Genomic DNA, 16,477 nt, shown 5'->3' with positions numbered 1-16,477 from the left:
TCGATTATCTCTTCAGGTTGACCAGGACTTCCATCAATTCGGAGCCGGTCTGGAATACCTTGGAGTTTGCAGTGTAGTTGCGCTGAGACTCGATCATCGCGGTGAGCTCTTCAGCGACATCCACGTTGGAGTCTTCAAGTGCGCCCGACAGGATCGTGCCGAAGCCGCTGGAGCCGGCATAGCCAAGGATGACGACACCGGAGTCGTTCGACTGGGTGTACATGTTGCCGGCCACCGGATTGAGATTGTCCGGGCTCTGGACACTGGCGAGCGCGACGCGGAAGGTCGGCACCAAATCGCCGTTGTCGTAGGCAATCGAAACGATGCCCTTGTCGTCGATTTCGTAACCCTTGACCTTCGAGGCGGCGTTGCCGTCCACCTTGCCCAGCTGGACGGAGAAATCCGAGGCGAGCTGGGTCGTATCGCCAATGCTGATCAGGATACCGGTACCAGGGTCGCCGACTTCAGCGCCGTCTACAGTGTAGGGATCAAGCGGCAGCTCGGCTGGATCGGGAGTTACGAGTTTGCCGTCCGCGTCAAAAACCAACGTTTGGGGCGCAAGGACCTGAGTGCCGTTATCCCGTTCAACCGCAGAGACCTCCCACGTATTGTCAGCGATCTTCTCATAGGTGAAATCGATCAATCGGCTTGATCCCTGACTGTCAAAGACGGTCAGAGACGTCTTCTTGATGTCAGTGGCAACACCTACCTCGGCCGAGTTCGGCAGGTTCACGTTCAGCGTGCCTGTCAGTGATCTGACTGCCGAAATCCCCGAACCGGAGAGGTCCACTGGCTCCAAGCCATCGAAACCATTGACGACAATCGTCGGATCGACCTCAGAATCATAGGGATAACCCTGCAGCGTATAGCCGGCCGTGTTCTTCAGGGTTCCGTCGTCCTGCAGAACAAAGGAACCGGCACGCGTCATATAGGGGGTGCCGTCGTCGCCCTTGACGATGAAGAAGCCGTCGCCATTGATGGCGAGGTCCGTCGTCGACGTCGTGTAGCTGAAGGTACCCTGGCTCGAAATCGAGTAGCGCACGTCCGTTTCGACACCGCCGGAATTGTAGGCGCCGTTCGTGGTCGGCAAAATCATGGATGAAAATTGCACCGAGGCCTTTTTGTAGCCGACAGTGCTGGAATTGGCGATGTTGTCAGCGACGGTGCTCAGCCGGTTCGACTGGGCATTCATGCCGGAGACACCCGTTCGCATGGTTCCGTAAAGGCTCATGTCAAAATCCTCGTTTGCTAGTCGATTTGGAGAGTATGAGGTGGGCCTTGCGTGAAGCTGTCTGGCTTGAGCGCCCAGCTTTTTCCCTCGCGTCGAGGGAAAAAAATGCGGCCGCTCAAGGGCGGCCGCAGGTAGAGATCAGCTCCAGTCGATGCAGTAGCCGAGGAAGCGTTTGGAATCGACAGGATCGAAACCCAGCTTCTTGCGCAGCTTCTTGCGAAGCTTGGAAATGTGACTTTCAACGACGTTCTCTTCGACTTCCTCGTCGAAGATCCCGTAGATCGCGTTGAAGATCTGCGTCTTCGATACGCGTCGGCCGCGGTTTGCGACCAAATATTCCAGGATGCGGCGCTCGCGGCGCGGCAAGGGGAAGACGTCGCCGGCGATCTCGGGATCACGGCCGTCGGAGAAGACCTTGATCGGACCGATCTCGGTGAAATTGGTGATTGCCCGAAGACGCCGGCGGATAGCCGCAGCGCGCGCCAGGATTTCACGGGGATGCACGGGCTTACGTACGACGTCATCGACTCCGCAATCGAAGAGCGCCAAAGTAGCCTCCAGGGATGGATGATCGCTGACCGCGATCACCGGCGCCTGGGTCCGGTCACGAATTGCCCGCGGCAATTCGAGGGTCATCTCGCCCTGGCCGAGGACGAACGCCTCAACCGCTGCAATGTCGGAATCGGCCGCCGTATTGACCCATTCCCCGAACTCCCGGGGGTCGAACCCCGTCGAGGGAATCCCCTCGCGTCCAAATAGTGATGTGTATCCGTCTTTCACGAGCTCGCGCTCATCTACCACGACGATCATTCAGCCGCCTCCGAATCAGTGTGGTGTTTCGATGCACCATGGGTACGAATCGGGGGATTCATGAACAACTAGGAGAACTTAACCATAGTAATTAACGATTGATTAACCATTTGGTGCCGATTTGAACTAGATCTAGTATGTTTTTAACTATGCGGACACAATTTTCCGGTGGAAAAGTTAACGCAAGTTTCGCACAAGGTCTTGCATGAGCTCTCGTTACCGCAGTGTCGCCACAATTCGCAAATCGGCACAATCGTGGCTGTCAAACAATCATGGGTTGCTATTCACCGCAAAATTGTCGCGCATTGGGCGTCCAGTTTCCATAGCCCGTGGCAACCAGATTGGAGATCACACGGCACACGTAACGCTTCTGGGCGGGATCATTATTAGGTCCTGCATGATAGCGCGCAACCGCCATCGTCCAGGTTTCATGACGATTGTGAAGGTTGCTGAGGAAGCGAGCGGCATATTCCACGTTGCGCCTCGGGTCAAACATCGCCTCGACTGAGGTAAAGTGCTCCCCGTGGAAGTGCTGATTGATCTGCATGCAGCCGACATCGATCAACTTAGCGCCGCCCATTCTTGCACGCTCGAAGCCGTCGAGAGCAGCATCCAGATCGTCGAAGTAATAGGCTTTGCCCTCGACGTTCATGGCATAGGGGGCAAGACTGCCCTTGCGGCCAGTCTCTGTCAGGCCGACCGAATAGAGAATGCCTTCGGGAACGCCGTATTTGGCAGCGGCCGCGCTGATGGCGCCCTCACAGGCACCGCGACTTGCCTCTACCTCAGACGTAAAGCTGATCAGGGCGAGCGCCGCGACTGCCGGAAGCGGGAACATCCGTCGTATCAGCCACACGCTCATCCGCCATCCTCACGCTATTTCCTGGCGCGTCACCGCGCTGCTGTCGTTCACCGCCCTGATTTCCGGGCTGGAATGCCTGTTGGCCGGACTGCTGGTTCTGCGATCCATTCTGTCCTGCATCTGCGCTGCGATCCGCCGACGGGGTCTGCATGGTCACCTGGACCTGGTCGACGACCAGACCCTGGGCCCGGAGTGCCTTCAGGATGTCGCTCTGATCGTTTGAGAGCTGGCGGAAGGCCGCCGGGTTGTCGACGGTCAGCTGAACACTCAGCTCTTCGCCTGACAGGCGCAGGGTCGCGGTGACACTGCCGAGCTCAATCGGTGTCATCTGGAGCTTCAACGTATGCACGACCTTACCCTGGCTGGACTGGGCTGCGGCATTGGCGAGCTCTGAGCCGGGTGCCATGGCACCGAGCCACTCATTGTCGCCCAGCATCGCTGCAGTAATGGACGCGGCATTGGATGTGGAGACTGGAGCGATATAGCGGCGGCTATCGACGACCGTGACCGTTTCAACCACTTTCTGCTCGGTCTGCTCCGGAGAAGACGCCCCCTCCCCGCGCAGAACAAGTGGCTGCCCCTTGCCGTCTGCCCGGATGAAGCGGAAATCGCGGTCGCCGTCAGAGCTGTCGTCATCCGAAGCGGCGTTATCGGCGGCGTCATGGGCCTTGGCGTCAATAAGGTTCCCGGCGAGAACCTTCTGATCGTCCTTGTCCGACTTGTCGCCCTTGGCTGGCTCCTTGCCCTTCTCGGCGGGATCAATCTTGCCACCCGCCAGAAGCTGAAGCACATCGGCGAGGTCCGCCACCGGAGTTTCGGACGGGGACGCCTCGCCTGCAGCCTGCTCGGTCGCCACTGGTTCGCCTTCACCGGTTTCCTTGCGATCCCGAACGGCCGCCATCGCCTTCGCCAGTTGCGCCTTCAGTTCCGGATCGAGGCCTTCGATCTCGACCTGAGGCTCCTTATCGCCCTGAGCATTTGCTTTGGTCTTGGCCTGCGCCTTGGCGAGAGCCCGGATCAGATCCCCCGTCGAGACGTCATCCGGAAGTGCATCGAGTTCCGCCAGCAAAGCATCATCGATGAAGGATCGTTCACTCGCCCGCGCCATCTTTGCATCTGGCTGATTTACCTCTGCCTCCGAGGCTTCCGTCTCGTCGCGTGTGCGATCCTGCTTCGACGCACCTGCCTCCTGCTCGCCGGATTTGGAGAGCACCTTGGAGAAGCTGCCGTCGTCCGCCGCCTTGTCTGCGCGGCCCGAGCCGCTTGCAGCCGCCGGGCCATCCGTCGCGGGCATTCTGGGGGCGGAAAGTGCGTCCATCATGTTACGGGCCTTCTTTCTGGAGAAGATCGTCGATTGCGTCGAGCTTAGAGCGTCCGGAATCGACGAAGCTACGCAATTCCGGGTCGATTTCGGTTTGCTCGGCAGGAAGTGTCGCGGCTGCGTCGGCGACTGGCTGCGTTGCGTCAGCCTGCGTAACTGAGGCCGGCTCCGGCTGGGCAAACGGATCCTGCAGGTCCGGATCAGCCGATGCGGATTGTGCCGGATCGTCGATGCTCACAGCTTCCGCCGAAGGCGTCTGGGAACGCTGAATGGGTTCGGGTTTGCGCAGGACTTCTTTAGCGATGGTTTCAGCCGCCTGCCTCAAGGCGCGATCCCTGGGCGACAACATGTCTTCCGGGACCTGCATCAAGGCCGCCATCGCGTCGGTGACATTCTCAGTGGGGACACGCACGAGGCTGCCATAGAGTTTCGCCAGAGCGTCGGCACCTTCCTCGGTGCCGGAAAGCAGCTTTGCCTGCTCGGCCGCCATGGTCGCCAGTTGGTTGTGGCCGGCAATGGCCGCCTCACGGGCAATCCGTAGGTAGACCTCACGGCGCCGATCCGCGTCCATGTAGCCGAGTGTGGCTTCGATGTCGGTGGGCTTCAGCACCTCGTAATGCTCCACGACGAAACGGACGAACAGATCAGCGAACTGGCTGGCATAGGGAGAATAGAGGAAGCGACGCGCATAGCCATTGGCGTAAAGCGAGGCCTTGTCGACGATCTTGGCATCGACCGCGACCGCAAGCGACCGTCGCAGGGCCGCTTCCTCGACGATGGTGCCGGGCGCCGTAAGGCGGGCCCAATCGTAGAACTTGAGCGCAGCGGCCGGATCGCGCGTCAGGGTCACATTCCCGGCGACCAGCGCCAGATAAGGGCCGATCTTGTCATTCTTGTATTCGACGGCCATGTCGCCGAGGGTCTTGCCGATGAGAGTACCCTTGCCGCTCAGATACTTGCGCAAGGCATCACTGACCCGGTTGTCGAAGTTGCCCTCGATGTCGCGGGCGACCAGGAATTCCAGGGTTGCCGGATTTCCTCCGCTCATCGCGTAAATCAGTGCTGCATCGACGTTGCGAGGATCCTGGAAAATCTTCGGGTCGGCCGTGCGCAAACGCTCGTCGATCGTGTTGAGCACGAACCGCTGCATGTCGGCTGCAGAATGGTCGCCGCGCACCACAGTATCCTGGACGAATTGCAGCGATCGCAGCATTCGATACGGCTCGATCGCCTCGTCCGTCGACTGCGCATGGCCGAACGATCCGACCGAAAAGACGGTCAGACCGGACAGCAGCAGGCGGAGGGTGAGACGGCGGATGAGCATGGTCAGCCCTGCTCCGCTTCGATCAGGATCTCGATGCGACGGTTGGCGTCTGCGAGCGGATCCTCCGGCACCTGCAGGCGCCGATCGGCAAAGCCCGAGACCTGCTCGACACGATCCTCGTCAAGACCGCCGCGGACCAGCATGAAATAGGCGCTGTGGGCGCGGGCCATGGAAAGCCGCCAGTTGTCATTTTCCGTGCCGCGGAACGGGCGGGCGTCCGTATGGCCACGGATCACGATGCGGCCCGGCTTTTCCTGCAGGATCTGACCGAGTTTCTCCATGGCGACCACCAGTTCCCGGCGTGGCACGGCCGAGCCGAGATTGAACATGGCGGCATCGCTCTGATCGCTGATCGTGACCAGCAAGCCACCTTCCGTCGGCGTGACAATGAGCCCCTCGGCCAGCTTGCCGGCTGCTCCGCCAATGGCATTTGCGATTTCCGCCTTGAGGGTGTCCGCCGCCGCAAGCTGAGCCTCGAGCTCAGCCTCGGCGGTTTCCGGCTTCTCAGCAACTCCCTCGAGCGGCTGTTCGGTCTGGCCGATCTCCGACGCGTCTGCGTCGGCCGGCTTGTCAGCGGCCATCGCTTCTGATGGCGTGGCTGCCGGATCCGGTTTCTGACCGGGCACTACAAGGGCGATCTGCTGTTCAGGCTCGGTCGAAGGTTCAGACGTGTCAGTGTCTGATGGCGGGGCGGTCTGTGCCTGCTCGGCCGGCGTCTGCGCGTCGGTCGGATCGCCCGGCGGACCGTTGGCAGTCTGAACCTGCTGCGTCCAGAAATCCGGATCGAAGGGATCGCGATAGGCCTCACCGCCCTGAGCGCCGGTAGACGGGCCAGAGTCGGCTGCGCCGCCTTCGCCCTTGGCGCTCACATTGGCCTGTTGCCCGACTTCCTGGGCGATTTCAGCCAGAACCGAATAGGGGTTTTCGAAGAAGTCGGCCTCCGAATAATTGGCTTCGTCGCCCGAGGAGGCCGTCTGGTCGTCACCGGTCGCGGCGGCGGAACCTACCTTGTCCTGATCTTCATCGACCTGGGAGCGTTCCTTCTTCTCTTGGCCCTCGCTGGTTTCGACCGGCTTCTCGAGCCCCTTTTCGGTGGGCTTTTCGTCGGCAAGCTGGATAGGATTGAAGTAACTGGCCACCGTGGCCTTGGTCTCTTCATTGGCAGCATTGACCAGCCACATGACGAGGAAGAAGGCCATCATCGCGGTCATGAAGTCGGCAAAGGCGATCTTCCAAGCTCCGCCATGCGCGCCATCGTGGTCACCCTTGCGGCGCTTGACGATGATGATCTGGCTCTTGCCGTGGTGGTGGTTCTCGTCGCTCATGCCAGCACTTTCTTCAGGCTCGCCGTAAAGGCCGAGATGCGGGTGACGAGCGCGGCATCGCCGAATTCAGCCGAGAGATCGAGGTCCGGATCCTCGACATGGCGCAGGAAACTTGTCTGCTCCGGCATTTCCGACTGCAGCTTTTCAAACAGGAGACGAGGCCCCTTGACCTCAATCGTGCCTGCCTCGCCCGCATTTATGGCTGCCTTCAAGAGTTCAGCCAGGTCTTTCACAGCCTTCTCGGCAAGGGCCTCGCCAATCGCCGGAGCGAGCGCAATCGCCGCCTGTTCGCTCACGGCCATCGAGAGCCTCTCGATCACGTCCGGCAGCTTCGTCGCGAGCAGGTCTGCAAATTCATCACGCAGTTTCTGGTCACGCTCGGCCAGCGCCTGCGCGTGGGCTATCTCGATTGCCTGCCGGTCCACCTCGAAACGCTCCGCAGCTGCCTTTTCACCGGCTTCATGACCCTCGGCATAGGCCTCGCGCTTGATGGCCTCGACGTCGACTGCCTCGGGTTCGGGAAGCGCCGGGAAGTCCATGTCGAAGGCGTCCACCGACGGCATATCGAAAGCCGGCGCCGGCGGCGCAGGCGGCGCGACCGTTGTCGAAAAGTCCTTGAGATAACGGGCCAAAGGCATGCTCATGGGCAATCGCCTCCATCGGCGACAGATTGGACACGGCTGAAGTGCAATTCCAGGAGAAGAAGATCAAACATCAGCATGTCCGTACGCGTTCTCTCATCTTCAAGGATCGTTCAAAGCTCATTCGGCACGGCTTGGCTTCTGATGCCACGTGCGCTTCCTGAAGCTAGGGGTTCAAACTTGCGCGAAGATGAATGAGGCTGGTGGCGACCTGCTTCAAAACGGCACGGAACCGCTGGATACCAGTATATCCAGCGGTTCAAGGCTTATCGCTGGAAGAGCGTCAGGAGCTTTTCTGCGCTGCTATTGGCGATCGAGAGTGCCTGGATGCCAAGCTGCTGCTGGGTCTGCAACGCCTTCAGACGCGTCGATTCCTCGTTCATGTCGGCATCGACCAGACGGCCAATGCCCTTGTCGATCACGTCCATGAGGTTCGAGACGAAGGTGTCCTGCATCTCGATACGGCTGGTGATGGCGCCGAGGGTGGCGGCGGCATCGGTCAGCTGCTGGATGACGTTGTCGACGACGGCAATCATGTCGTCGAGCGCTTCCTTGGACGTGTTGGTGTTTATCGCGATCTCGTCGCCACCGGTCGGCGCCCCCATGTCGAGGAGGTAATATTCGCGTGCACCGGTACCGGTGTTGCGCAGCACGTCGGCGTCGATTGACTTGGTGAGGAAGCCGCGAGACGCATCCTGGATATCGATCAGCACGGATTCGGCGGTGTCAAAGTCGAGGGTCGTGACCTGAACGCTGCCGTCGGCTCCGCGGACGAAGGAGGAAACGACCTGCTTGGTACCCAACTCCAGCGCATTGGTGTTGTAAAGCCAGTTTTCACCCGAGAAGGATGCGGACTGGGCAGAAGAAATCAGCTGGTTCTTCAGCTGCGTCATTTCTTCGTTGATCTTGTTCTTGTCGACGCCGGGCTCGCTCGCGGCAACCAGCTTTGCCTTGATCGTGGACATCACGTCGACGACATTGTCGAGCGCCGTGTAAGCGGTATCAACGGTTGCCGCACCGAGGCCAAGTGCGTCGGAAACTGTCGAGAGCGCAGCATTGTCGGAACGCATCGTCGTGGCGATTGACCAATAGCCGGCATTGTCGGCCGCCGTTTCGACCCGGTAACCCGACGATACGCGCCGCTGGGTCATCTCGAGATTGTTGTCGATCGAACGAAGTGTCTGCAGCGCCGCCATGGCGGCCGCATTGGTCATAATACTGGTCATGCTTGGTGCCCCTAAGCGTGTCGGACTGCGCATCCGGCGACTTGCCGGCACGACGGGAGGGCATCATGCAAAACGCGCGAACGCGCGATCCCCGTCACTGTTAACAAATCGTTAACAGCGGCAGTTAACAAACAGACCAAGGACATGGCAAGGCACAGGCTTGTCTTTTGTAGTTCAAACGAAATTGCCAAAAGTTTCGCGCAAGGCTCAAACGAAAATCCGCGCCTCTTACGAGGCGCGGATTCACACCGAGAACATCCGACACTGTCAGGGCGGGACGAAGTCGCCCCTAGCCAGAGCGCCGCTTACTGACGGAAGAGAGTCAGGATGCTTTCGGAAGAGGTGTTGGCGATCGAGAGCGACTGGATGGCGAGCTGCTGCTGGGTCTGCAGCGCCTTAAGGCGGGTCGATTCTTCGTTCATGTCGGCATCGACGAGACGACCGACACCACTGTCAATCGAGTCGGTCAGAGCCGCAACGAAGTCCTCCTGCATGCCGATGCGCATGGAGATCGAGCCCAAGGCTGCTGCGGCACTGGTCATCTGCTGCAGACCGTATTCGACAAGCGAGAGGGCTTCCTGCATGCCGGCAGTGGTCAGGCCGGTGATGTCGAGCTGATCGATGGAAACGCCCGCGATTTCAGCCGCGGCTGCACCGACCACGCCGTCATTGTCCCAGTCGACAAAGGCGTCGAAGGTATCGGATACGCTGCCAATGATACCGGAGTTGTAGTCGATCAGGCCGGTCGCGTCGCCACCGAACAGAACTGTCATGCCGTCCGCTGTCGTTGCATCGAGAGAGTAGAGAGTGGTCGACACGGAAACATTGCCGCTGGAGTCGCGAATGAAGCCTGACACAACCGTCACGTCGACGGGTGCCGTGACCGTATCGGGGCCGGTTGCGACCCAGTTCTGGCCGCTGAAGCTCGCCGATTCGGAGATCGAGCGAAGCTGCTCCTGCAGCTGGTCGATTTCTTCCTGGATCTTCGACTTATCGACGCCTTCTTCCGTGGCGGCGACGACCTTTGCCTTGATTTCCTTCATCACCTCGATGGAGCTTTCCATCGCGGCATAGGCCGTATCGATCTTGGCGGCGCCGAGACCAAGTGCGTCCTGGACGGCGGAGAGCGCCATGTTGTCCGAGCGCATCGTCGTTGCGATCGACCAATAGGCGGCGTTGTCGGAAGCTCCGCCGACACGCAGACCGGAGGATACACGCGCCTGGGTATCCTGCATCTTCGAGTCGATGGAACGGAGAGTCTGGAGTGCAGCCATCGCTGCGTTGTTCGTCAAAATGCTGGTCACGGTCGTGTCCCTTAAATGGCTAGATTTGGGGACATCCCGGTCTTTCCGGGAACGATGAAGCGGCCTAATGCCCTTAACCAGTTCTTCGTCTTGGTTAACTCATCGTTACATGAGCCCATGTAACGACCGTATGGTTAACGCATGGTTAAAGAGATCTGATAAAATCGTTAAAATGCAAAAAGCCGCCCCGGAGGGCGGCTTCTATTTTCAGACTCTTCGGTCTTAACGGAAGAGCGAAAGGATAACTTCCGAAGAAGAGTTGGCGATCGAGAGCGACTGAACGGCCAGCTGCTGCTGGGTCTGCAGTGCCTTGAGGCGGGTCGATTCTTCGTTCATGTCGGCGTCGACGAGACGACCGACGCCCGAGTCGAGCGAGTCAGACAGCTTGTTGACGAAGTCTTCCTGCAGATCGATGCGCATCGAGATCGAACCAAGGTCAGCGCCGGCGCTTGTCATGTAGGCCAGAGCTGCATCGACGAGCGTCAGGGCTTCTGCCATGGCAGCGCCGTCAAAACCGTTGATGTCCAGCGTGTAGACAGACATACCACCTACGGCGGTCGCTGCGGCGTCGGTACCGGCGGCGGTCGGGTCGAAGTCGGTGGTCGTGAAGTCGGCTGCATTCGTGCCAAGGATACCACTGGTTGTATCAACTGCACCAGTCGCGTCGCCGCCGAACAGAAGGGTCATGCTACCAGCCGTTTCGGCGTCGAGCGTGTAGGACGTGGTCTTTACGGCAACGTTGTTGGCGGCATCACGGACGAAGCCGGATACAACGGTCACCTGGGCAGCGGTCGTCGAAGTGTCAGTGCCACCAGCGATCCAGTTTTCGCCGGAGAAAGAGGCCGAGTCGGCGATCGACTTCAGCTGGCCCTGAAGCTGCGTGATTTCTTCCTGGACCTTGGCCTTGTCGACACCTTCTTCGGTCGCGGTGACCAGCTTGGCCTTGATTTCCTTCACGACATCGATGGCCGATTCCATACCGGCATAAGCGGTGTCGATCTTGGAGGCGCCGAGGCCGAGGGCGTCAGACACGGCGGAGAGCGCCATATTGTCGGACTTCATGGTGGTGGCGATCGACCAATAGGCGGCGTTGTCGGAAGCTTCGCCGACGCGCTGACCAGACGAAACGCGGGCCTGAGTGTCTTCCATGCTGCTGCCGATGGAGCGCAAGGTCTGGAGTGCCGACATGGCGGCGATATTGGTAAGAATGCTCGTCATGGTAGTGTTGCCCCTTGAATGGCTGACTAAGAAGGGACATTCCGGTCTCACCGGTAACGGCGCACAGCATCATGCCTGCTAACTGGCTGATTTTTAATAGTTAGCTCGCCGTTTCGATAGTCTTAGATAAAACCATCAAGGTTAATGAAGACCTAAACGAAACGATGTGACGGCAGATTTTTGATTTTTTTTGCAACCTTCGCGCGTACGCGCGCGTAGCAGATGATGATTAATAAAACGCAAAGGCCGCGTTCGTTTGCGAACGCGGCCTTCGTGTAGCTTCCGTTCCGGTTCAGCCTCCGGAGGGTTAAGCCTTCCCTTCGCACGCCTCTGGTCAGCCACCAAGGCATATCGGCGTCGGGATAGTCTAGCCGGCCCTTACGGGCCGGCCTGATCTTGCGATTAACGGAAGAGCGACAGGATGTTCTGCGAGTCGTTGTTCGCGATCGAGAGAGCCTGGATCGCCAGCTGCTGCTGGGTCTGCAGGGCCTTCAGGCGGGTCGACTCTTCGTTCATGTCGGCGTCGACGAGACGGCCAACGCCCTTCTCGATGGCGTCAGACAGCTTGCCTGCGAATTCGGTCTGAAGGTCAATGCGCTTCGAGACCGAGCCGAGTTCAGCGCCAGCGCTCGTCATTTTCTCAAGAGCAGCGTCGACAGATGCGAGAGCCACGTCAAGATCGTCGTTCTCGACGTCGAGGTCGGTGATCTTGATCGACTGCACCGCCGCAGCCGCGCCGCTGACCGTAACGTTGTCGGTGCTCGTCAGGATCGATTCCTGAGCGTCATCGACTTCACCCTGCGCGTCAAAACGGTAGAGCAGGTTGTTCTGATCCAGGGTGTAGGTCGTGGTCTTAACACCGACATTGCCCGATGCATCGCGGATGAAGCCCGACACGACCGTCTTGTCGCCAGCAGTTTCAACCGCCAGCCAGTTTTCGCCGTTGAAGGACGAGCTCTTGGCGATCGACACCAGCTGTTCCTTCAGCTGCGTGATCTCTTCCTGAACCTTGGCCTTGTCAACGCCTTCTTCGGTGGCGGCGACAACCTTGGTCTTGATTTCCTTCATAACGTCGATGGCGGATTCCATACCGGCATATGCGGTATCAACCTTTGCAGCACCAACGCCGAGAGCGTCGGTAACTGCGCCGAGCGCCATGTTGTCAGAGCGCATGCCCGTCGAGATCGACCAGTAGGCAGCGTTGTCGGAGGCCTTGGAAACCTTCATGCCGGTCGAGATGGAGTTCTGCGTGGCTTCCATATTGGAAGCAATGGAGCGCAGGGTGGAGAGCGCGGACATCGCGCTGGAGTTGGTCAGAATGCTGGCCATAGGATTTGTCCCTTAAAAACGAGATACAAGAGGGGACATACCGGACTAAAAGACTTACCGGTCACGGACGTTCGGCATCATGCCTTTTGGTATTTTTCGTTGCTACCAGACCCGTCGTGCGAGGTCCAAACTCGCAGCCAATCCTTGCCAACTTCTTTACAATTGAAGGCAGCTCAAGGGACGCTGATGACGTGGTAAACCGCCCGTAAGGGAGCGTGGTGAATCAACCGTAAGCGGGGATGGTTAACTTAAACGAACGACCGGACGAGACTGCCGACGAGCAGGTTCCAGCCGTCGATCAAGACGAAGAACAGGATCTTGAACGGCAGCGAGATCGAGGTGGGTGGCAGCATCATCATACCCATGGCCATGGTGATGGTTGCCACCACCATGTCGATGACGAGGAAGGGCAGGATGATCAGGAAGCCGATCTCGAAGCCGCGTCGGATTTCCGACAGCATGAAAGCCGGGATGAGGACACGGTAGTCGATCTGGCCGTCCACTATGGTTGCCTGGCCGCGCTCATTGGCAATATCGACGAAAAGCGCGAGATCCCTGTCGCGCGTGTTTGCGGTCATAAAGGCGCGAAACGGCTCGGCAATGAGGGCGACCGCCTCAGCTTCGGTGATCTGATTGTTGATGAGCGGCTGAACGCCTTCACGCCAGGAGCGGTCCATGGTCGGCGCCATGACATAGAAGGTCATGAACAGCGCCATGCTGGTGAGGATCATGTTCGACGGCGTGGTGGCAAGCCCCATGCCGGAGCGAAGAATGGAGAAGGCGATCAGGAAACGCGGGAAACTCGTGACCATGATCAGAATGCCGGGCGCGATCGACAGCACCGTCAGCAGCCCGAAGGTACGAATGATCCACGCCGCCACCGACCCATCGATCGGGGTGTTGAAGATATCCGTCGGCAACTGCTGGGCCACAGCCAGTTGCGGCGCCATCATCATGACAGCGACGAGGAGTAGAAACCGAATCATTCGATCACGAGCGTTCTGAACATCACCTTGGATACGCGGCCTTCCGAGCGCAGGTCAACTCGCTCCTGAAGGTCATCCTTGAGATATTGAAAGCCGCGCGGGCCCTCGACCTGTTGCAGTGATACGGTGCGAAGATAGGCCATGATGTCCTGGTGCACCGCTTCGGCGATCTGGACATCCGGCGGGCCGTTGAACATCAGGGCCACTTCGAGACGGATCCAGTTTTCCGACGGGTATGCGAGGTTTGTCGTGATCGGCTCAAGCGCCACGACACCATTGGCCTCGGTGGAGATCGGAGGAAGTCCCTCCTCGTCTTTCTTGGCCTCACCACCCTTTTCACCGGCCGCCGCTTCAGCGGCCTTGGCTGCGTCTTCGGCCTGCTTCACTTGGGGGGCGAGCATGTTGCCGATCACCCAGCCGCCACCGCCACCGACGGCGGTGAGGACCACGAGCGGGATGACGAGTGCCATCAGCCCGGACTTCTTCTTGGCTTGGCCTTCCTGACCTTCTTCCATGTCTCTTGCCTCCCCCGCGTCAGAACGGCGAGTAGATGTCGACGACCTGCTGGCCGATTGGCGGCTGCTGGACCTCGGTCAGACGGCCGCGACCACCATAGGAGATGCGGGCCTCTGCGATCCGGTCATAAGAGATCTCGTTGTCCGCGTTGACATCCTGCGGCCGGACGATACCGGCGACGTTCAGGATGCGAAGCTCGTGGTTCACGCGCACTTCCTGCGAACCGCTGATCAGCAGGTTGCCGTTTTCGAGCACACCCGTGACGACCGCGGCGACGAGCAGGTTCAAGCGCTCCGAGCGTTCCGTGGAGCCTTTGCCGGACGAACTGGTCGTGGAATCAGTCGACAGATCTCCGGTGGTCCCCGTCGCCGTAGAGAAGCCGAGGAAGTTGGAAATCTCAGCTCCCCAAGACAGGCCCGTATTGTTGTCACGACTGCGATCGGTCTCGTTATTGAACGACGCGCGGTCATTGATCTCAATGTTGACGGTGAGGATGTCGCCGACGTTCAGCGCACGCGCATCCTTGAATAGCGCGGACTGGCTGTCGCTCCACAGGGAATAGCCGCTTGCGGTCTGGGCCTGCTGCTTCGGGTACATCGCCATCTGCGGGGTCTGGCTGTAGCGCAGTCCGGACCCGATCGGGCTCATCGACGGTGCATTGCCGATCTCCTTGATGGTCTGGCTCTGGCAGCCGGCCAGGAGGAGAACGGCCAGCAGTGCCGGGAAACGCTTCATCATGATGGGTCCTTCGATGTATTGGGGTTGCCGGCGCTCGACATGATCGAAGCGACCTGGGCAGCCTTGGCCGGGCTCATCTCTGTCAGGATGAGACTCGACTGGCGCGGCGGCAGTTTCATGATGATGGCGGCCGCCAGCATGACGTTGGTTTCCTCAAGTTGAGGAGCTGCCGCATCCGGCGCCATTTTCCGGTAGATTTCGACGAGCTGCCCTTCGGCCTGCCTCATGAATTCGTTGCGACGGGTCAGCCAGTCCTCGTATTCCGCGCGGCGCTCTTCGAGGATGGCGATGCGGCTGTCCACGTCGGCCTGCAGCTTGTCGAGTTCCTGCTTCTGCAGGAGGTAACGCTGGTCGCGTGCTGCATCGGCGATGCCGGTGCAGAACTGGCGGATTTCGGCTTCTGTCGCACTTCCAAGCGGCTGTTGCTGGCCGACCGCGTTCTGGGCGAAGGCCGGCAAGGTGGCGATGGCCACGACCATAGCCACGTTGCGCAGCGACTTGGCAGAGGGGCGAAGACAATCGAGATGGATCATTGCAGCACGAGCTCCGCTTGCAGCGCACCGGCGGACTTGATGCCCTGCAGGATGGCAATGACGCCGTCCGGCTTGATGCCAATGCTGTTGAGGCCGCTGACGAGGGTTCTGAGATCAGGTCCATCGACGATTGCGATCTGATCGCCTTCCTGCCGGATCGAGATATCTGTCTGCGGCTGGACAGCCGTCTCACCGCGCGAGAACGCCTCTGGCTGAATGATCTGCGGGGTTTCCTGCACCTGAACGGTCAGCGTTCCATAGCTCACGGCAACGCGCGAGACACGGACATCGGCGCCGATGACGATGGTACCGGTACGCTCGTTGATGACGACACGGGCCGGCGAATCCGTTGCGACGACCAGGTTTTCGATATCGGCCATCAGGCGGGCGAGGTCGGCCGTGCGGGGTTTCTGGACAACCACTTCCTGGCTGTCGCGTGCCTCGGCGATCGGCGCGCCGTAGTTGGCAGCCGCATAGGCGTTGATCGTATCAGCGATACGAAGCGACGTGGTGAAGTCGGCGTTGCGGAGCTGCAGCACGAGATTGACGCTATCCTTGAACTTGGACGGCAGTTCGCGCTCGATGATGGCACCCGTCGGCACGCGGCCGGAGGTGGTAATGCCTTGCTGCACGGCTGCAGCATCGCCCTGGGCATTGAAGCCCGATACGACGACAGACCCCTGCGCAACGGCGTAGATCTGACCGTCAGCGCCGGTCAGCGACGTCATGACCAGCGTGCCACCGCGCAGAGACGTTGCGTCACCCAGCGAGCTCACGGTCACGTCGATGCGGCTTCCGGGGCTTGCGAAAGGCGGCAGATTGGCGGTGACCATGACGGCCGCGACGTTCTTGGCGTTCGACTGCCCGCCCTGCGTTGAAATGCCAAGGTTCTGGAGCATCGCGCGCATCGACTGGTCGGTAAACGGCGAAGAACGCAGGCTGTCGCCGGTTCCCTGCAGACCGACCACGAGGCCATAACCGATGAGCTGGTTGTCTCGTCCGGACTGGAGCGAGGCGATGTCCTTGATGCGCGAATTGGCGCTCATGGCCGGCTCGAGGGGAGCCAAGACCAGCGCCAGCGCGCAGAGCGCAATCCGCATGGGAGCAATCAAT

The 16,477-nt window shown here is 59.8% G+C and carries 16 protein-coding genes; all 16 read right to left on the bottom strand.

The genetic code is table 11. The features are described 5' to 3' along the window. Positions 1 to 4: 4 nt before the first annotated feature. Entirely contained in the window at positions 5 to 1,231 is a 1,227-nt protein-coding gene (locus GH983_RS01505; protein WP_054150837.1) for a flagellar hook protein FlgE, read from the bottom strand. A 138-nt stretch (positions 1,232 to 1,369) separates the two neighbouring features. Continuing rightward, complete coding sequence (rem, locus tag GH983_RS01500) at positions 1,370 to 2,041, bottom strand: transcriptional activator Rem (protein WP_054150838.1); 672 nt, start codon at positions 2,039 to 2,041, stop codon at positions 1,370 to 1,372. 280 nt (positions 2,042 to 2,321) lie between these two features. Then, complete coding sequence (locus tag GH983_RS01495; RefSeq protein WP_153761418.1) at positions 2,322 to 2,879, bottom strand: transglycosylase SLT domain-containing protein; 558 nt, start codon at positions 2,877 to 2,879, stop codon at positions 2,322 to 2,324. Further along, positions 2,827 to 4,224, bottom strand: a complete 1,398-nt coding sequence (locus GH983_RS01490) for a flagellar hook-length control protein FliK (RefSeq protein ID WP_153761417.1) — start codon at positions 4,222 to 4,224, stop codon at positions 2,827 to 2,829. Before GH983_RS01490 ends, GH983_RS01495 begins: the two co-directional genes overlap by 53 nt. A gap of 1 nt (position 4,225) precedes the next feature. Continuing rightward, positions 4,226 to 5,548 (bottom strand): chemotaxis protein MotC, encoded by a 1,323-nt coding sequence (motC, locus tag GH983_RS01485; RefSeq protein ID WP_153761416.1) that lies wholly within the window; start codon positions 5,546 to 5,548, stop codon positions 4,226 to 4,228. Positions 5,549 to 5,550: 2 nt separating this feature from the next. Then, positions 5,551 to 6,873, bottom strand: coding sequence for a MotB family protein (locus GH983_RS01480; protein ID WP_054150842.1), 1,323 nt, complete (start codon positions 6,871 to 6,873; stop codon positions 5,551 to 5,553). After that, the gene (locus tag GH983_RS01475; protein ID WP_069042263.1) at positions 6,870 to 7,517 is read right to left on the bottom strand and encodes a GTPase; all 648 of its coding nucleotides are present in this window, start codon (positions 7,515 to 7,517) and stop codon (positions 6,870 to 6,872) included. Before GH983_RS01475 ends, GH983_RS01480 begins: the two co-directional genes overlap by 4 nt. 263 nt (positions 7,518 to 7,780) lie before the next feature. Continuing rightward, a complete protein-coding gene (locus tag GH983_RS01470) occupies positions 7,781 to 8,740 on the bottom strand; it encodes a flagellin (protein ID WP_054150844.1) in 960 nt (319 codons plus the stop codon). Between the two features lie 305 nt (positions 8,741 to 9,045). Then, positions 9,046 to 10,044, bottom strand: a complete 999-nt coding sequence (locus GH983_RS01465) for a flagellin (RefSeq protein ID WP_054150845.1) — start codon at positions 10,042 to 10,044, stop codon at positions 9,046 to 9,048. 222 nt (positions 10,045 to 10,266) lie between these two features. After that, positions 10,267 to 11,262, bottom strand: a complete 996-nt coding sequence (locus tag GH983_RS01460) for a flagellin (RefSeq protein ID WP_069042264.1) — start codon at positions 11,260 to 11,262, stop codon at positions 10,267 to 10,269. A gap of 402 nt (positions 11,263 to 11,664) precedes the next feature. Then, positions 11,665 to 12,591: a flagellin gene (locus GH983_RS01455; RefSeq protein WP_153761415.1), complete on the bottom strand. Its 927-nt coding sequence runs from the start codon at positions 12,589 to 12,591 to the stop codon at positions 11,665 to 11,667. Between the two features lie 248 nt (positions 12,592 to 12,839). Beyond that, positions 12,840 to 13,577 (bottom strand): flagellar type III secretion system pore protein FliP, encoded by a 738-nt coding sequence (gene fliP / locus GH983_RS01450; protein WP_153761414.1) that lies wholly within the window; start codon positions 13,575 to 13,577, stop codon positions 12,840 to 12,842. Next, positions 13,574 to 14,092, bottom strand: coding sequence for a flagellar basal body-associated FliL family protein (locus GH983_RS01445; RefSeq protein ID WP_069042267.1), 519 nt, complete (start codon positions 14,090 to 14,092; stop codon positions 13,574 to 13,576). Before GH983_RS01445 ends, fliP begins: the two co-directional genes overlap by 4 nt. A 19-nt stretch (positions 14,093 to 14,111) precedes the next feature. Continuing rightward, entirely contained in the window at positions 14,112 to 14,831 is a 720-nt protein-coding gene (flgH, locus tag GH983_RS01440) for a flagellar basal body L-ring protein FlgH (RefSeq protein ID WP_069042268.1), read from the bottom strand. Next, positions 14,828 to 15,364, bottom strand: coding sequence for a MotE family protein (locus GH983_RS01435; protein WP_069042269.1), 537 nt, complete (start codon positions 15,362 to 15,364; stop codon positions 14,828 to 14,830). Before GH983_RS01435 ends, flgH begins: the two co-directional genes overlap by 4 nt. Continuing rightward, positions 15,361 to 16,464 (bottom strand): flagellar basal body P-ring protein FlgI, encoded by a 1,104-nt coding sequence (locus tag GH983_RS01430; protein ID WP_371418506.1) that lies wholly within the window; start codon positions 16,462 to 16,464, stop codon positions 15,361 to 15,363. Before GH983_RS01430 ends, GH983_RS01435 begins: the two co-directional genes overlap by 4 nt. Positions 16,465 to 16,477: the final 13 nt, after the last annotated feature.

Origin of the sequence: Agrobacterium sp. MA01 (genome assembly GCF_009650195.1) — a bacterium.
GTDB lineage: Bacteria > Pseudomonadota > Alphaproteobacteria > Rhizobiales > Rhizobiaceae > Allorhizobium.
This window is presented reverse-complemented; position numbering and strand designations above follow the sequence as displayed.